Origin of the sequence: Enterococcus sp. 2201sp1_2201st1_C11_2201SCRN_220225 (genome assembly GCF_040925905.1) — a bacterium.
Taxonomy (GTDB): Bacteria; Bacillota; Bacilli; order Lactobacillales; family Enterococcaceae; genus Enterococcus_C; species Enterococcus_C asini_A.
In genome coordinates this window covers 26,269-43,553 of the sequence record NZ_JBCOJC010000004.1, presented here as the reverse complement: position 1 = coordinate 43,553, position 17,285 = coordinate 26,269, and the positions used below count along the sequence as shown (strand labels likewise).

The following is a 17,285-nucleotide window of genomic DNA, read 5'->3' as shown; positions in this document are numbered from 1 at the left end:
TTATTAAAATCATAGTAATAACACAGGTGCTTCCTTTTTTATCAGCCTAATACTCCATGGCGTTCGTAATGACAGGTTTTAGTAATCTTATTTTCTTCATCTACTAAAATTACTTGGGGGCGGTGTGTCGCTGCTTCTTTTGAAGTCAAAATCCCATAGGCCATAATGATAATTTTATCTTGTACTGCGACTTTTCTCGCAGCGGCACCGTTTAGACAAATTACACCAGAATTAGCAGGGCCCGCGATAACGTAGGTTTCAAATCGCTCCCCGTTATTGCAATCGACAATTTGGACTTTTTCATACTCTAAAAGACCACTTGCTTTTATTAGCGTTTCATCAATGGTAATACTCCCAACATAATCCAACTGAGCTTCCGTAACAGTAGCCCGGTGAATTTTACACTTTAACATGGTGATGTTCATTTTTTCTCTCCCTTGTTGGTAATAGTGAAGCGGGCATTGTCTATTAGGCGAGTTTGACCAATGTAGACAGCTAATAAAATCAAGCACTCTTTTTCAATCTCTTTGATTTCTTGTAACGTTTGCGGGTTGACGATTTTAAGATAGTCAATGACGGCTAAAGGGGACTCTTCTATTTTGGCGGTCATTGCCTGGTGAATTTTCGCTACCGGTTGCCGAGTATTGATCATCCTTTCAGCGAGCTTTAGACTTTGAGATAAAACCAGTGCTTCTCTCTTTTCCTGAACACTTAAATATTGATTGCGCGAGCTTTTTGCTAAGCCTGATGCTTCTCGAATAATCGGACAACTGTAAATGGTAACAGGTAGATTTAAATCCCTCACCATTTGTTCGATTACCGCTACTTGCTGAGCGTCTTTTTGACCGAAAAAGGCAATATCTGGAGTCACAATCCCAAAGAGTTTGGTCACTACGGTAGCCACACCTTTAAAATGAGTGGGACGGCTGTGACCTTCTAGCATTTGTGTAACGCCAAAACATTCCACATAGCTATTAAAACCTGCCGGATACATTTCGACTTCACTAGGACAAAAAAGCAGGTTACATCCTGCAGCCGCTGCTTTAATTTGGTCGGTGGGCAAATCGCGAGGGTAGCAAGCTAAGTCTTCTTCTGGAGAAAATTGGAGCGGGTTAACGAAAATACTGAGGACTACTTTGTCACATTGCTGACGAGCCGTTGTAATCAAACTTTGATGTCCCTCATGTAAAGCACCCATGGTAGGAACGAGCCCAATTGTTTTGCCTGCTTTTTTCCAAGTGCTGACAATTTGCCGAACTTCTACAATAGTGGTGACAGTCTGCATTTATCGTTCCTCCTGTTTCAGTATTTCGATGATTTTTTGATCAATGGGAAAAGTATGGGCGGCACTTGGAAATGCTCCAGTGGCGATTTCTTCTTGGTAAGTGGTAAAAGCTGCTTTATAAAGCGTACCAGCTTCTCCAAAACGTTTCACAAATTTCGGTTGTAAGTCTCCATACATTCCCAAAGCATCTTGGTAAACTAAAACTTGTCCATCCGTTTTATTGCCAGCGCCAATCCCAATAGTGGGGATGCTCAAACGCTGGGTAATGTAGTCAGCCAAATCACCAGGAATCCCTTCTAATACCACTGCAAAAGCTCCCGCTGCTTCTACGGCGAAAGCGTCTGCCACAATTTGCCGAGCTGCAGCTAGGGTTTTTCCTTGAATTTTAAATCCGCCAAAAGCATTAATGGATTGAGGCGTTAAACCAATATGTCCCATAACCGGAATTTGTGCTTTGACAATGGCCGCAATTACTTCGGCAAAAGCTACACCGCCTTCTAATTTCACCGCTTCTGCTTGGCCTTCTTTCACTAGGCGACCAGCATTTAAGACCGCTTGCTCCACTGAGACATGATAGGAGAGAAAGGGCAGGTCGGTGACAACGAGGGCTTTTTTTGCCCCCCGGCGTACCGCTTTCGAATGGTGAATCATATCCTCCATGGTCACTTGTAAGGTATCCTCATAGCCCAACATGACCATTCCTAATGAATCACCGACTAATAGTGCGTCGATATCAGCGTCATCCATGAGCTTTGCGGTGGTGTAATCATAGGCAGTTAACATACTGATTTTTTCTTGCTGGGCTTTTTTCTGAGCCAGTGTCATCACGGTTTTTTTCAAGAGTATAAAATCCTTTCCATAGTTGAATAGTCGGTTTCGGGATGCTTAATTTGAGCCAAGGTCAGTAGTTCTCGGGACAATAGGCAGTAAAGCAGGCTTTGTTGGTCATTTAACACTTCTAAATGACGCGTCACCGTCTGTACATCATTTCGCTCAATAGGCCCCGTCAAGGCTTTTGTGGCACCAACTGAAGCCAGTTGATTTATGTTTTGTTGTAATAATGTATGACTAGCACCGAAGACAAAACTTTCTGGCAAACCGCAATCTTTTAAAAGCGTGGTACCAGTTTGAGCTAAGGCGATGACCAAGTTACTTAAAAACACACAGCCGGCGTGGTAGCGAACTTTTTCTTTAGACGCTAGCGTATGAATCGGATTTTTCAAGCAGCTGAGTTCAGGTAAAATGTTCGCTACGTCCAGACCTTCTAAGGTAAAGGCAGCTTGGCTTAAACTTTGGAAAGACTGTGTGTTTCCAATTGCTAGCATGGGATGAAAAGAGTAGTAAAGAACGCCTGTAATTTTGGGTGTGAAGATTTCACAAGTTAGAGCACCGCTGCAATGAAAAACAACGTGTCCTGACGTTAAAAACGGCGCTATTTCCAGATAAACCGAGGAAATTTTGTCATCTGGCACAGTGAGAAACAGCCAATCACAGTCTTTAACCAATTCCTTTTTATCGCAATAGGATCTTGTATTCCAAGCACTTGCAGCTTTTTTTGCTGAAAGCAAAGTGCGAGAAGCATAGCCTTGTAGTGTAAAACCGTGCCGAGCCAAATAACCACCTAAAACATGTCCCACTTTACCAGCACCGATAAAACCGATTCTTTTCATTTCATCACCTCTGTTTTGTTTCCAGAATATCTTACCACAATTCTGTCAAGACACTAGCTGATTCTTCAATTTTGTTAAAAAAACCTAGCTATTTTGATGTAAAATCTCAAGAATAGCCGGTGCTTTTGACAATGTATGAAAGCCGTGCTATTCTTTTCATGATAAATGAAAAGGACTGGCTAAGTTGGATACGCAATAAAAGCTGTAGGCGGCAGTAGCGTCTACAGCTTTTTTAACGGTCACTAGAAATGAGGACACAATGTTAACCTTAGAAAATATTACCCAACAATTTGGGGATAAAATACTTTATGAAAATATCAGTGCACAAATTAATCGGGGAGAACATGTGGGGTTAATTGGTCGCAACGGAGCCGGAAAGAGTACACTAATTAAAATCATCACCGGAGAGCTTTTGCCAGATGAGGGTCGGGTGGTGTTTCCTAAAAACTTGCATTTAGGCTATTTGGACCAGTATGTCAATGTAGCAGAAGGCTTGACCATCCAAGGCTTTTTAGAAACAGCTTTTGCTGGGGATTTCGCCAAAGAAGCCCGCATTGGAGAGCTTTACACACAATATGGTGAAAGCTTAGACGATCGTCTGTTAGAACAAGCTGGTCAGTTGCAAAACGAGCTGGACCAAGGGGAATTTTACCAAATGCAGACGATTATTGATGAACTGGCTACAGGTCTGGGCATTACTATTCTCGGTATGGACACAAAGATGAGCAATCTAAGCGGTGGCCAACGCTCGAAGATTATCTTGGCGAAGATGCTCTTAGAAAAGCCGGATTTATTAATTCTCGACGAACCAACGAACCATTTAGATGATAATCACGTTACATGGTTAACTCAATTTCTAAAAGAATTTACAGGGACCTTTTTGGTAGTTTCTCATGACCGCGCCTTTTTAAATGAAATTACCACCCATATTTTGGATATCGAATTTGGTAAATTAAGCAAATACACTGGGAATCTAACGAGAGCTTTAAAACAAAAAGAATTGCAACAAGAAACTTACTTGCGGCAATACGAAGCTCAAAAAGAACACATTAAGAAAACCGAAGCTTATATTCGCAAATACAAAGCCGGCTCCCGTTCGACCATGGCTAAAAGCCGGGAAAAACAACTAGCCAAAATCGAACGGCTCACACCACCTAGTGATGCGCCAAAACCTCATTTAGCCTTTGATTATGCGCCAATCGTCACCACGTTAGCCTTGGAAACAGATCAACTGGTAATTGGCTATGAAAAGACCCGTCCGCTTTTAGCGCCGATTAATTTAACCATTCGCTATGGAGAAAAAATCGCGATTCGAGGGTTTAATGGCATCGGGAAATCCACATTGATTAAAACTCTCTTAGGGATGATTCCGTCTTTAGAAGGGGAGTTTCATTATCCGGAAAAAACTTCATTTAACTATTTTTCCCAAGAATTAGACTGGCAAAACCCATTGCAGACCCCATTACAGTTTATGAGCGATCGTTTTCCAAAAGCTTCAATAAAAGAATTACGCCAACACTTATCCCGGGCTGGTTTAACCGCAGAATTAGTCCAAGAGTCTTTAAAATATTTAAGTGGTGGCGAACAAACCAAGGTCAAATTAGCAGAAATGACCATGAAAAAAAGTAATTTCTTAATTCTCGATGAACCTACCAACCACATTGACCAGGAATCGAAAGAAAACTTACAAGAGACTTTACAAGCTTTCCCCGGGACAGTTTTGGTAGTTTCCCATGAAAATGGCTTTTATGAAGACTTTGTGGACCGAGTAATCGAATTAAGCGCATAAAGAGGAGGATCATTTATGAAAAACATTCAATTTATCGCCACCGATATGGATCATACTTTACTAACCAGCACAGGGGAACTACCCCCTGGTTTAATCGAAACCGTAAGAGAGTTAAAACAAAAAGGCATCACTTTTGCTGCGGCTAGTGGGCGACCGTTGTATACATTACTGGATACATTTCAAGAATTGCGTCATGATATGAGTTTTATTGCCGACAATGGAGGACTGATTCTCCATGAAGACAAAGTTATTTTCAATAGTGAGCTGCCTCAAAAAGATTACCAAAAAATGGTTGCCTTTGCCCAAGAATCTTCGGGAATTCCTGTCATTTGTGGTATGAATGCAGCTTATATTGAAAGCAAGTATCAAAATTACGAGGCTGTTTTCCGCACATTTTACACTCAAATTGAGTTTGTGGAAGATTTAAGTCAAGTGGAAGTTACCGCTGATAAATTCACCCTCTATTTCCCAGAGCAAAACAGTCAAGACAACTTTGCTGCTATTTTTGAGCCAACTTTTGGTGGAGATTATTCTGTAGTAGTTAGCGGACCGGAATGGATCGACATTATGAATAAAGGTGTGGATAAAGGTAGTGCTATGGAGATTATGAGTCAAAAACTAGCCATACCTTTTGATAATATGATGGCGTTTGGTGACACCTACAATGATGTGGGGATGCTAAAACAAGTGGGACACAGCTATATTATGGCCAATGGAACCCCGGAAGTTGCGAAATTTGCGAAATACACCGCGCCATCAAATGACGAGTATGGCGTGTTGCAAGTATTAAAAGAAGTACTTACTAGTAAACAGTAGAATTGATTTTAAAAAGAGTGATTCGTCAAAAATCGGCGGATTGCTCTTTTTGTTTTTTTGCAGTGGTTTTTGGGAATTGCTTTACAAGTATCTGACTCACTTGGATTTTGATTCCCGTTAGTGGCCATATCGAAGCAGGAGGGTCATCTAGTGACTTGAAAGCCGGTTTGATGGCGTATTTGCGAGAATAGTAGCAACTGAATTAGCACTACATTAAGAAAGTACCACTAGGCTAGCAAATCTTTCGCAAAAAAGTTATACTTGTACTAACAGGAGGTGTGAATTATGGAAGTGAAAGTCAAAAAAATTGGCAACTCAGTAGGGATTATTTTTCCTAAGGTTGCTCGGATGCAAGCAGGAGAGGAATTCACATTGCGCATGAGCAAAAGTGGCTACATACTCACACCTAAAATCAAGGATATTTACCATACCGATGAATTTTGGGGAGATGTCCGCAGTGAGTTAACAGCAGAAGATCGCGCTTGGGATGAAATGAAAAGCCTTGAGACTGAGGTCGAAGAATAATGAAAATTCCTCAGCAAAGAGACATCATTTTCATTGATTTTGACCCTTCTTTAGGAAAAGAAATCCAAAAACGTCGTCCGGGCATTGTGGTAACCAATAATGAATTCAACAAACGCACGGGCTTTTGTTATGTGTGTCCTATTTCCTCAACGAAAAGAAAAGCACCATTGTATGTAGATTTGATTGTAGAAGGGGAGACTAGTGGAATTAGCGGTCAAATTTCTGTCCATCAAATGCGTTCAATGGATTATACGAAACGTAAATTCCAAAAAGTCGCAGTTTGTGATTTGGCGACTTTCTCTGCTGTGTTAGAAAGAATTGAAGCTTTCGTTTCTTTAGAAAATTAATACACAATATACTAAAAATGCACTCAGGATACTGTCCGAGTGCATTTTTAGCATGTCATTTGAGTAAAAACGTCCATAAGTAACCAACTAGAATTTACCCTAAGCCACTGAGTAGCCGCCAAATAAAATAAATCAACAATAAGACAAAAGGGAGATTAATCCACCAGACCGCACTGGAGCCGATTTTATGAAGCACTCGATCAAGACGTGTGTTCCGTTGTACCTTAGTACCGGATTTCACTTGGGAAAAGGCTGGAATACTAGCCTTAATGCGACAATATTCCTGATAATCCTCTTTGTTTAAGGCTTCAAAAAAAACATTTGCTTCTGATTGGAAGTCGAGAAAGTAACAGCTGAAATTCTGACGGTGCATTTTTTCATCAAAATATCGTCGCTGATATTTTTCTACATAAATTGATTGAATACTTTCATAGGGATAACTAAAATATTGCTTTTCTTCCAAAAACTCTACAACTACTAAAAAGAGAATTCTTCTTTTCGTAAAAATCATCAGTCGGTTGCCACGGGTATCATGAAAAGTGTTCACGTAATCTCTTGCTTTTTTGGTGCGGGCGTAGGAGAGACCGTTGATACCAGTATTCATAAAGGCAGTATTATCAGTATTTGTTAAAGGCAAATAAGCTAAAATCTCTTCGTCTTTTGGTAGTTCCGGACGTAGTTTTTCAGAGATTTCTTTCATCAGGATGTAGTACTTGCTTCGTTGGTAGAGGGTCTTGGCATCATCTTGGGCTAATACATTCCCCAACCGCTTATTTTCTTCAAAAACCACTTCTTTAAATCCCATGAAGATCACTCCTTTCTGATAAAACTTCTTTTAACTTGCTGCGTCCTCGTGAAAGTCGATTGTAAATTACTCCTTGATTAATCCCTAGTAAATCAGCAATATCAGCAGGGGATTCTTGATAAAAATAATAAAGCAAAAAGATATGCTGATCTTCTTTTGATAAACAATCCACTAATTCCAAAAATTCCTCTTGGGCCAAAGGATCAGCAACAGCATAAGCGATTTGTCTAATGCTTTGATTACTGAGCTCATCATTTTTTAAATCTCGCTGCAACATACGTTTTTTATCAATGGCTTTACTACGGGCAATCATCAATACCCACGTAGTAAAAGACGCTTTCTTGGAATCATAGGTGTTAATTTTTTCCCAGATTCCGTAAAAGACTTCATTTTCCACCATTTCCCACTCGTTTTGTTCATGACTCTCCCTAAGAATCGCGTGAATCGTCCGCAAAATTGCCTGTCCATATTCCGCAACCAGATTTTCAAGTCCAGCAAAATCACGCTTTTTCAACTGAGTAACCAACTCATCCTCCATATCGACACCTCCCATTACGCGATAGCAATCCTTTAATCTATTCATTTATTATACGTTGGAAAAACTCTTTTTCTATCAGCAAAAGAGTTTTTTTATAATGTTTCTTCTTAACATCCTAAAAAGAAGGGAAAAGGAGTGTTTTCATGAGGTTAAACACAAGTAAGCAACAAAAGCGGGGGAGATATGGTATACCTAAAAAATGGACTTTCTGATGTTTATTGTTTGTGTAATCGCTTGCGATTAAGTTATATAGGACTACATATTAAGCAATACAGTAAATAATTACGGTTAATGCCAACTATCGTGGATACTAGAAGCCGATTGTTCTAAAAAATGATTTATGCGTTTGATCACTAACGTAGTTATGCCTATAGTAATTAGATAAATTTCCGTTTTTCATCAGCAGTATTTATTAATCACATAACCTGTAATGCTTTAATTTTTATACTTGCTGCAACAAGTAGCTTATCAGCTACAAAAATACGATTAGAAAAGAAATGAATACTGAGAACAGATTATTTTTATTGTTTAACAATTATCCATGGGAAGATTTTGAAAATAATGGAGGGATTGTAATAGATTTTAGTGGATATAATGAGTTGAAAATAAAGTTAAGCTGGATTTATTGAAGCTTGCTACTTCGTTTAATATATATTATGTTAACTAAAATGTTAAATTTTTGCTTTAGTGATTGGAATTAGGATTTTCTATCACTCCCCTGTTTGCAGACCTCCTGTTGGCAATTTGGATGCTAACAACTCGAATTGAGTACAAAAAATACATTTTAACAGTAATTTTTATTGTTTTCCCTACTGATACGGTTAAAAATTAATCTTTTAGATCAATTAAATCGAGATAATTATTCAATGATATAAATATTTGGAATTGATTCTTCAGCATCCTTTTCATAATTAACAATTAACTCAATAATTAGCCCAGTTATGCGTTTGGGATTATCTATAAGTTAATCTGCATAAATTACAAGATTCTTTCATAATTTGCTACATAAACTTGCTGAACTTTAAAAATCATCCATCCTTAAACACCTAATAACTGCACTGATGAGTGTATAGAAAGCTTTGTCAGCTTAAAATCATCTTTCAAGAAACAGATAAGTCTGAACTTCAGAATCATTTAATAAAATCAGTTATTTGCTGTTAGTTCCATTCATTAGTAAATTGCGATTAAATAGCGGTTCTTCTATTTATAAAAGTCCACGATTACTCTACTAGTAACTTCCCCATAATCTCTAGATGGTGCATGATAACACTTTTTCTCATGACACCCATTCCAGGGAAATGCCCTGCTTGATACGCTTTTAGCAAAAGATTTAACCCTAATGTTTCCGGTAAGCGTCCAGATTTTGTCCAAGTATCGACCTCAACAAGCATCTGTAAAAATTTCTCTTTTTGAGACAAGGCTGTTTCCTCAGGGTCTTGAGGTGAGACGAAATGATGCACTCGCAGTTCTCTACCATCTCCAGGATAGACCAGATGTAAGCACAAATCGCGATCAGGGTAACCTTGCTCGTAATAAATGCGGCTGTCCAATGAAAAATCACCAAATCCGCTAAATCCTTGTTTTCTATAGGTTAAATGGCTCCGAGTAAAAACTTCATCTTGATACTCACGATAATAACTGTTTCGAGGTAGCCGAGTAAAGGGGTCTTGTAACGAAATCACCCCACCAGTTTTTGTTAATTGGCGCAAAATCCTCATTTCAAAAGGAGCCGCAAATTGCCCCTTGAGATACTTCTCTGGTAGTTCCTTCACCCCTTGAGCGGAATTAGCAAAGTACAAATCATCTGGATGAAAATGAAATTCTGCTGGATTAGCTGTTATAATATGACCCCGGTGTCCCTGGGATAAGTCTTGTAACAGGGCAAGGCCTGTTTCTGTCAAGAAATCGCCCGCTTGAGGATTGTCGATTAAATAAAAAGGATGATTCTTTTGACGGAAGACTTCTAAGGTTTGTAGTAAAGTTTTAGACTGTTTCACCGGCTCAATAACGGGAATGACAGTTTTGGCAAGACGATCTTCTTTTACCAATTCTTTTAAGGCTAGAAGATCAAACTGTTTTCCTCGTAAATACGGATAGTACATCGTTATTCCCCTTCTTCTAATCGAGCCAACAGTTCCTTGTAAGCTTCTTGGTAGGCGTCCAGCTCTTCTTTTAATGCTTCGACAGCTTGATCTTGGGTATCTGCTAGAAAACGATCGTAGTAATTTACCCCGCCACCATAAAGATCGTACTCCGGCTGACGGCGTTTTAACTCCTTGTAAAGTTGGTCTGTGCTGAAAACCCGCACTCCCCGTTCGGTTTGTTTGGCCTTGCTTACTTCTCTGGCCTGGGCATTCATTAAACGATACATTAATTCATTTTCGTTTACTTGCAGTTCTTGGTAGCGAGCTTTTTTTGCTGAAACGAGATAACCTGGCAAACCTTGTTCTTCTGGATTGGCATAGCCATGGTAAACTAAGACGCCTACATGCTCAGGAATCTCTTTTTCCACTTGAAGATAGAGGCTTTCTGGTAAGACGAAGTAATTGTAATGGCCCACAAAAGACAGTTTCGCATGGGAGCGAAAATCCCCTTTGGAAACTTTCAATTCAAAGCAACGCCACTCATACTCTTTATCGGAAAGCAAGCGCAGACTTAACGTGTCCACAATCCCTAAATCATCCGGCATGACCACTTCTTCAACTACGACTTCCCCTTTTTCTCGGCAATAAGCGTATAAAGTCTCTTCTAAAGCTAGGGTTAATGGGGTCTTCATCAGATTCCTCCTAGGATATACTCGTTTATTTATCATAGAACAAACATTCGTATTTTGCTAGAAGAGTGTATGATTTTTAGTAATTTCTAAGGAATACTAATCTCAATAAAAAATTTTACACCTTAACTAAATGGGATTACTCGCTAAATAGTGACTTTCTTGATAAAATGCCAATGAGAAATGAGGGATTTTAATGACTAGAAAAAATCAGCGACGCCGTCAAAGTCACCAGCAGCTTCCAGAAGACAGTGCTGCTTACGAAAAACACCAAAAAGAATTTGCTAAAATTCAAATTAAAGAAGAGGAACGTTTAAAAGGCCATTTAGAAACGTTTAATGATGGAGTCATTGCCATTATTATTACGATTATGGTCTTGGAAGTCCCCCTCCCCTCTGATTCGGGAGTAGATTATTGGACGTTCATTCGTTCTATTGTGATTTTTTTGATTAGCTTTTTCATTGTGGCTAATTTTTGGTATCAGCACCATCGTAGTTTTGGAATGATTACGCGGGCTCGACGGAATATTTTATTAACGAACTTTTTATTTTTAGCGGCATTATCCATCCTACCGCTGATGACCAAATGGATTATGCAAGAACAAAGTAGTTTTGCTATTATGAATTTCGGGATTGTTTATTTCGTGGTTAGTCTGACGGAATTATTGCTTTACCGCTTTGCCTTTGTCAATCATTACGGAAAATCCGATACCGCTTTTCATTTTTCCAATCGGATTACGCTGATTCGAATTTGGGGGCAATTGTTACTAAATCTAGCCCTTATTTTAATTGCCATTCCGTGGCCAGATGTGACCATGGTTTTGTATCTCAGCTTGCCAATTTTGGCCTTTTTCTTTCCCGACCAGTTCACTCAACGGCGGCAGAAAAAAGTCCGCTTAAAAGCCAGTTTAAAAGAAGGACAACCAGTAAAGCGGGAACAGTCAGAGTAAGACTGCTCCCGCTTTACTGGTTGTTATTGCGAAAATGACTCGTTGTTCTTGTAAAACATGGCATTTACAAAGTTTTACGAGCTTTTTCCTTTTATAAACCTAACTGTGTTTATCTACCACGTCAAAGATATGATCAATCAGTTCCATAACTTTTAGCACTTCTTCATTTTTAACGATAGGTGCCGCATTTTTTACAACTACATCGTAGAAATTTTGATAGAAGCTTTGAGTAAGAGTGACACCTTTTGGCAAGTTTTGAGTAACTGTAGCTTCTTCTGATGGTGGTGCCATGGTTTTGGTGAGGCCAACTCCTGCTTGGATTGGCTTAGGTGCCGCTACTTCCGCATTTGTTGCTACTACCATTTTACCGGAAAGATCCCAATCACTGATTTCTGCTGTTCCTTTAGTCCCTTTAAGATACCAACGAGGCAATTTAATATAATTAGTCGTCCCTACTTCGGTAATCACTTTTAAGCCATTTTCAAAGGTCAAATAGGTGATATAGCCATCATCGCACTCTTCCCCTAAAATATAGCTAAAATCGGCCTCGATGTTTTTCAATGGACTGTCCACCAGCCAAAGAATTTGATCCAATAAGTGAATTCCCCAGTCTAAGAGCATCCCTCCACCGTGTTTTTTGACACGCCGCCAGTCACCGGGAATGCCATTTGCCCCGTGAACCCGGGACTCAATTTGAAAGATATCCCCGATTTCTCCAGAATTCACTAATTCTTTCACAATCAAATAATCTGGGTCCCAACGGCGGTTTTGATGAACCATAAAGACTTTGTTACATTTTTTTGCTACTTCCATGATTTCTCGCAATTCTTGGGCATTCATAGTGACCGGCTTTTCGCAAACTACGTGCTTACCTGCTTGTAAAGCGGCAATGGCGATTTCTTTGTGACTATCATTAGGAGTCGCAATTAAAATACAGTCCACAGCAGCATCATTTACTAGTTCTGCTTGGCTCTTGTAGGTTTTCAAGCCAGCTGTAGCAGCTAACTCTTGACGATCAGCTTTAAGATCATAGACTCCAACAAGTTCAAATAAATCACGCTCTGCAGGTAAAATTTGATTAAAATGGTAAGAACCCATACCGCCATAACCAATGACTGCAATCCTTAATTTTTTCATTTTGTTCACTCTTTTTCTGTTAAATTTTTAGGTTCGTTGGATAAAACAACTCAAATTAAGTCCACCACATTTCAGAAGGTTGTTCTTTGATCATAATGGAGCGCAAATTGGTAATTGCTCGATTCAAGCCTTCATCCACGGACATAATTGGATCTTCATGCTCAATGCTTAAAACATAATCATAGCCATAAATTCGCAAGGCGCTAATCATATCAGACCACACCTTCAAATCATGACCACAGCCCACGGAGCGGAATGTCCAAGCCCGGGTTTTGACATTGCTATAAGGCTGCATATCCGTTAAGCCATGCATATTGATATTGTCTTGATCCAAATAGGTATCTTTGGCGTGGAAGTGATGAATCGCCCCTGCTTCTCCTAAAATCTTCACCGCAGCTACCGGGTCAATTCCTTGCCACCACAAGTGAGAAGGATCTAAATTACAACCGATAGCTTTCCCGCAGGCGTCTCGAAGTTTTAACATGGTGTAAGGCGTATGGGCCAAAAAGCCACCGTGAAGTTCAATCCCGATTTTTACACCCGCGGCTTGGGCTTCGGTATTGACGGTTTGCCAATAAGGAATCAATTTTTGTTCCCATTGGTAGTTGTAATTGTCATCGTATTCCGTGGGCCATGGCAATGTAGGCCAGTTAACTTGAGTGTCAGTAGGATTGCCACCAGAAACGCCCGAAAAACCATTGACCACTTCTACATTCATTAAACTCGCCAACTTGATGGTTTTTTTTAACAATTCATCGGCTTCTTGAGCGGTTTTGGCAATTGGTGAGATTGGATTATGGTGACAGCTTAATGCTGAGATTGACAATCCTTTATCGGCTAATTTTGCCAAATATTCTTTCCGGGCTTCAGAAGATGCTAGCAGTTTGTCAATGTTTAAATGGGCATCCCCGGGAGAACCACCGGTACCAATTTCTACCATTTCTAAACCTTTTTTGGCTACCACCTCAATCATTTCTTCAAAAGACAGTTGGTTAAACAAGGGGGTGAATACACCTAGTTTCATAAGTTAAGACTCCTTTTTTTTATTATTTTTCCAAAGCGTCAAAGTGACCGTAAGCAGGCTGAATATTATCAGTAGCTTTTGCCCAGTTGACTGCGTTTATTATGACTTGTTGGACTTTTTTGTTGTAATAGCTGTTATAGGTTTCGTGACCGGGTTGGAAATAAAAGATTTTCCCATTGCCTCGGCTAAAGGTACAACCACTGCGAAAGACTTCGCCACCGGGAAACCAGCTGACAAAGATTAATTCGTCTGGCGCGGGAATATCAAAGTGTTCCCCATACATCTCTTCTTGTTCCAGTTCAATACATTCCCCAATCCCTGCTACAATCGGATGACTAGGATTGACATTCCAGATTCGGGCATGGCGATCATCTTCCCGCCATTTCAAATCACAGCTAGTCCCCATTAACTTTTTAAAGATTTTGGAGAAGTGACCGGAATGGAGCACGATCAATCCCATACCCTCTAAAACTTTTTGATGTACTCTTTCAACGATTTCGTCTGCTACTTCTTCATGGGCTTTATGCCCCCACCATATTAAGACATCTGTTTTTTCTAACACTTCCGCGGTTAAACCGTGTTCTGCTTCATCCAAGGTGGCAGTGGTCACTTCAAAGCCGGCTGCTGTCAAAAATTGGCTAATTTGTCCGTGAATGCCATCTGGATACATGGCTTGGACTTTGGCATCGGTTTTTTCATGGCGAAATTCATTCCAAACGGTTACTCTGGTCATTGTTTTCCCTCGTTTCTATTTTCCGAAATTATTTAAAAAAGTAAGGTTGTCCTGTTTTAGAAGATTCGTAAATTCCTTCTAAAATTTGAGTTACAACGAGAGCTTCTTCTGGTTTTACCACTAGTTCGGTATCGTGAAGAATGGCATCAATCCACATTTTTGCTTCCACTTCGGCAGGATCAGAGCCGGTGCCATCGTAAAAATCAACGCCACCGGTTTCTAACTCAATGGCATTGTTAAATAAATGTCCCCGCTTTTCGCCGTTTAAGGTTAGACCATCGTTCATATCCGCCCCGCCTTTTGTCCCACAAAGCGTAGTTTTGGCTTCTTTAACGTCAAGAGAATTTAGCGCCCAAGCTGATTCTAAAAAGATACTGGCGCCGTTTTCCATCATAATAAACCCAAAGGCCGAGTCTTCCACGGTGAATTTTTCCGGATCCCAAGGGCCCCAAGCGTTTGCTGCATCTTTCGTGTCAGCAAGCTTACGATAGGCTTTCCCCACTACATATTTTGGCTGGTAGTTACCCATCATCCATAAAGTCAGATCCAAAGCATGAGTGCCAATATCAATTAATGGACCGCCCCCTTGCGCTTCTTCATCTAGGAAAACGCCCCATGTAGGCACTGCCCGACGGCGAATTGCGTGTCCTTTGGCAAAGTAAATTTCCCCTAAGTCCCCATCTTGGCAAGCTTCATGAAGATACATTGAATCTGGTCGATAACGATTTTGATAGCCAATGGTCAACTTTTTACCAGTACGTTTGGCTGCTTCAATCATTAATTGAGCTTCTGCTGTGGTTTTGGCCATGGGTTTTTCACACATTACATGACAGTCAGCTTCTAAAGCTGCCACAGTGATTGCGCTGTGGGAAGAATTGGGCGTACACACGTGAATCACATCTAACGCTTCATTAGCTAACATTTCTTGGTAATCTGTATAAACACTGGCCTCTGCCCCACCGTATTCCACCGCAGCTTTTTCTGCCCGTTCTTCAATCAAATCACAAAAAGCAACCATTTCAACGTCTGGGATGGTTTTTAATGCCGGCATATGCTTACCGTTAGCGATTCCGCCACACCCGATGATTCCAATTTTTAATGTCATAATTTCTGTACCTCCTAGTTTTACAATCACTTTCTTAACGAAGTCCTGTTTTCTCCATTGTTGAAAGCGTTATTTTCTTTGTTGCTTTTATTATAGTGAGGCAAGTGGCAAAATTCTTCCCGTAAATCTCACCAATCTTCCCGAATATTGCGCTAATTGGAAACGCTGTCGAAAATTGGCAATAAAAAAGACACCTCTCAATCGAAGTGTCTAATATTCAAAGAATTGAAATCAACCCTTGAGAATATTCTTCTGGTATTTCAATGGGGAAATACCCACCGCTTCTTTAAAGACATGGTGAAAAGTCTTTACGCTGGCAAACCCGGCTTTCTCTGCCACCTCTACCATGGGAATCTTTTCGCTAGCTAAGATAAATTTTGCTTGATTGACTCGGTAATCCGTTAAAAATTGACCGAATGTTTGCCCGGTGTTTTTCTTGAAAAAACGAGTGAAGTAATAAGGAGAAAAACCGACTTCTTTGGCTACTTCTTCTAAGGTTAAACTTTCTTGGTAATGATTTTCAATCAAGTCAAAAACCACATTTAGCTGGTCCAAAGTTTCTTGGTATTTTACTGCTGCTGGTTGCGTGATGGAAACTCTTTCTTTTTTTGAGGGGAGTTCCCGATAAAAATCTGCCACTAGTAAATGCAACAAAGCAATGATTCGAAACCGCTCTCCCGTAGTATCCTGTTCTTGAGCCGAAAACAAAGCCAATAATAAGTCTGTCATCCTTTTAGCAAAGTCAGCCGGCCAGTTACGGCTTAAGGGCTCTCCTTGTTCAAACAATGCAAATAAGGTAGGATCTTCCGGCCGTCTTAAATTCACTTCATCAAACATCAATAAATCAAATTGAAAAACACAACGTTCACTATCAGGAGAAGCTAAAAAATAATGGGGCTGACCACTGGGGAAAAAATAGGTCTCCCCTTCTGCTAATTCGATTAATTTTTGTCCTACTCCAATATTGACTTTGCCTTTTTTCGTGTGAATAATTTCAATTTCTTTATGGAAATGGGGATAGGTAATCGCCCAACCATCATTTAAAAAAGCCCGGAAAGGAAATTCTTGTTTTAAATGGGTGATTTCTAAATAATTACTCATGGTCCTCCTTCTTTCCAATCAATAAAATATCTGCCAAAAAACTCTCACCAAAGCGGTCTTTTCCTCGTAGCCATTCTTTACCAAATTCATCAATTTGCCCGTGGAAGTCTTGGGCTTCTGTTAATGTGAATTCTACTAAGTCGATTTGATTGGCTAATTGTCGGTAGGTTTGACTGTTCATTCCCAGATTGGCAAACAAACGGCGAGCATAAGTATCCGCTACAAACACCACTTGATCAAAGACATAGAGTAACAAAACATCCGCTGTCTCTTCGCCAATACCGTGCAATTGCAATAAGACTTTTCGCAAATTTTCTCCATAATAATCAGCAATTTTTCCATAATTAAAATCCCAGTTGTCCAAAAAAACAAGGAGTTCTTTAATTCCACGACTTTTATTTTGATAAAAGCCACTGGGGCGGATCAAGTCCCGGATTTCGCCTTGAGACAGTTGACAGAGTTGCTTTGGGGTAAAGTCTGTAGCAATTTTTAAATTTTCCAAAGAGCGAGCTGCATTTTGCCAGTTCGTATTTTGCACCAGAATCGCTCCTAGTAAAATCTCTACTTTGCTATTTGCTGGCCACCACCCAGAGGGACCTTGATGGAAAAGCAGCCTTTGATAGATTTCTTTGATTGTTCTTTCTTGCATCAAAAACACCTCATTTTATTATACGAAGAAAAGCTGTTA

At 39.9% G+C, this 17,285-nt stretch carries 19 protein-coding genes; 5 read left to right on the top strand and 14 right to left on the bottom strand.

What is annotated here, in order from left to right:
* Positions 1-41: 41 nt before the first annotated feature.
* The 4 genes from panD to AB5754_RS02020 are packed head-to-tail and all read right to left on the bottom strand — an operon-like array spanning position 42 to position 2,955.
* Positions 42-425 (bottom strand): aspartate 1-decarboxylase, encoded by a 384-nt coding sequence (gene panD, locus AB5754_RS02035; protein WP_311834536.1) that lies wholly within the window; start codon positions 423-425, stop codon positions 42-44.
* A complete protein-coding gene (gene panC, locus AB5754_RS02030) occupies positions 422-1,285 on the bottom strand; it encodes a pantoate--beta-alanine ligase (protein WP_368252245.1) in 864 nt (287 codons plus the stop codon). Before panC ends, panD begins: the two co-directional genes overlap by 4 nt.
* Positions 1,286-2,125 (bottom strand): 3-methyl-2-oxobutanoate hydroxymethyltransferase, encoded by an 840-nt coding sequence (gene panB, locus AB5754_RS02025; protein WP_368252244.1) that lies wholly within the window; start codon positions 2,123-2,125, stop codon positions 1,286-1,288.
* A complete protein-coding gene (locus AB5754_RS02020; RefSeq protein WP_368252243.1) occupies positions 2,122-2,955 on the bottom strand; it encodes a Rossmann-like and DUF2520 domain-containing protein in 834 nt (277 codons plus the stop codon). Before AB5754_RS02020 ends, panB begins: the two co-directional genes overlap by 4 nt.
* 259 nt (positions 2,956-3,214) lie before the next feature.
* On the opposite strand from AB5754_RS02020, the gene AB5754_RS02015 reads away from it, so the two are divergent.
* From AB5754_RS02015 to AB5754_RS02000, 4 genes are all read left to right on the top strand, one after another.
* Positions 3,215-4,744, top strand: coding sequence for an ABC-F family ATP-binding cassette domain-containing protein (locus tag AB5754_RS02015; RefSeq protein WP_368259450.1), 1,530 nt, complete (start codon positions 3,215-3,217; stop codon positions 4,742-4,744).
* Positions 4,745-4,759: 15 nt separating this feature from the next.
* Entirely contained in the window at positions 4,760-5,560 is an 801-nt protein-coding gene (locus tag AB5754_RS02010) for an HAD family hydrolase (protein WP_311834531.1), read from the top strand.
* A 285-nt stretch (positions 5,561-5,845) separates the two neighbouring features.
* Complete coding sequence (locus AB5754_RS02005) at positions 5,846-6,085, top strand: hypothetical protein (protein ID WP_368252241.1); 240 nt, start codon at positions 5,846-5,848, stop codon at positions 6,083-6,085.
* The gene (locus tag AB5754_RS02000; protein ID WP_368252240.1) at positions 6,085-6,432 is read left to right on the top strand and encodes a type II toxin-antitoxin system PemK/MazF family toxin; all 348 of its coding nucleotides are present in this window, start codon (positions 6,085-6,087) and stop codon (positions 6,430-6,432) included. The genes AB5754_RS02005 and AB5754_RS02000 overlap by 1 nt, the downstream gene beginning before the upstream one ends.
* Positions 6,433-6,526: 94 nt before the next feature.
* Here the strand turns inward: AB5754_RS02000 and AB5754_RS01995 are convergent, their stop codons facing one another.
* The 4 genes from AB5754_RS01995 to AB5754_RS01980 form a co-directional block, all read right to left on the bottom strand.
* Positions 6,527-7,237 carry a hypothetical protein gene (locus AB5754_RS01995; protein WP_368259449.1) on the bottom strand — a complete coding sequence of 237 codons (711 nt, stop codon included), beginning with the start codon at positions 7,235-7,237 and terminating at the stop codon, positions 6,527-6,529.
* Positions 7,227-7,775: a sigma-70 family RNA polymerase sigma factor gene (locus AB5754_RS01990; protein WP_368252238.1), complete on the bottom strand. Its 549-nt coding sequence runs from the start codon at positions 7,773-7,775 to the stop codon at positions 7,227-7,229. Before AB5754_RS01990 ends, AB5754_RS01995 begins: the two co-directional genes overlap by 11 nt.
* Before the next feature lie 1,220 nt (positions 7,776-8,995).
* Entirely contained in the window at positions 8,996-9,877 is an 882-nt protein-coding gene (locus AB5754_RS01985; protein WP_368252237.1) for a sce7725 family protein, read from the bottom strand.
* Positions 9,878-9,879: 2 nt separating this feature from the next.
* The gene (locus AB5754_RS01980; RefSeq protein ID WP_368252236.1) at positions 9,880-10,551 is read right to left on the bottom strand and encodes a hypothetical protein; all 672 of its coding nucleotides are present in this window, start codon (positions 10,549-10,551) and stop codon (positions 9,880-9,882) included.
* A 193-nt stretch (positions 10,552-10,744) separates the two neighbouring features.
* On the opposite strand from AB5754_RS01980, the gene AB5754_RS01975 reads away from it, so the two are divergent.
* Positions 10,745-11,497, top strand: coding sequence for a TMEM175 family protein (locus AB5754_RS01975; RefSeq protein WP_311834524.1), 753 nt, complete (start codon positions 10,745-10,747; stop codon positions 11,495-11,497).
* 99 nt (positions 11,498-11,596) lie between these two features.
* Here the strand turns inward: AB5754_RS01975 and AB5754_RS01970 are convergent, their stop codons facing one another.
* From AB5754_RS01970 to AB5754_RS01945, 6 genes are all read right to left on the bottom strand, one after another.
* Entirely contained in the window at positions 11,597-12,634 is a 1,038-nt protein-coding gene (locus AB5754_RS01970) for a Gfo/Idh/MocA family protein (RefSeq protein WP_368252235.1), read from the bottom strand.
* A 55-nt stretch (positions 12,635-12,689) separates the two neighbouring features.
* Positions 12,690-13,658: a sugar phosphate isomerase/epimerase family protein gene (locus AB5754_RS01965; RefSeq protein WP_368252234.1), complete on the bottom strand. Its 969-nt coding sequence runs from the start codon at positions 13,656-13,658 to the stop codon at positions 12,690-12,692.
* Positions 13,659-13,680: 22 nt separating this feature from the next.
* A complete protein-coding gene (locus tag AB5754_RS01960) occupies positions 13,681-14,391 on the bottom strand; it encodes a ThuA domain-containing protein (RefSeq protein WP_368252233.1) in 711 nt (236 codons plus the stop codon).
* A 28-nt stretch (positions 14,392-14,419) separates the two neighbouring features.
* The gene (locus AB5754_RS01955) at positions 14,420-15,496 is read right to left on the bottom strand and encodes a Gfo/Idh/MocA family protein (protein ID WP_368252232.1); all 1,077 of its coding nucleotides are present in this window, start codon (positions 15,494-15,496) and stop codon (positions 14,420-14,422) included.
* A gap of 231 nt (positions 15,497-15,727) precedes the next feature.
* A complete protein-coding gene (locus tag AB5754_RS01950) occupies positions 15,728-16,597 on the bottom strand; it encodes an AraC family transcriptional regulator (RefSeq protein ID WP_368259448.1) in 870 nt (289 codons plus the stop codon).
* The gene (locus AB5754_RS01945; protein ID WP_368252504.1) at positions 16,590-17,246 is read right to left on the bottom strand and encodes an endonuclease III domain-containing protein; all 657 of its coding nucleotides are present in this window, start codon (positions 17,244-17,246) and stop codon (positions 16,590-16,592) included. Before AB5754_RS01945 ends, AB5754_RS01950 begins: the two co-directional genes overlap by 8 nt.
* Positions 17,247-17,285: the final 39 nt, after the last annotated feature.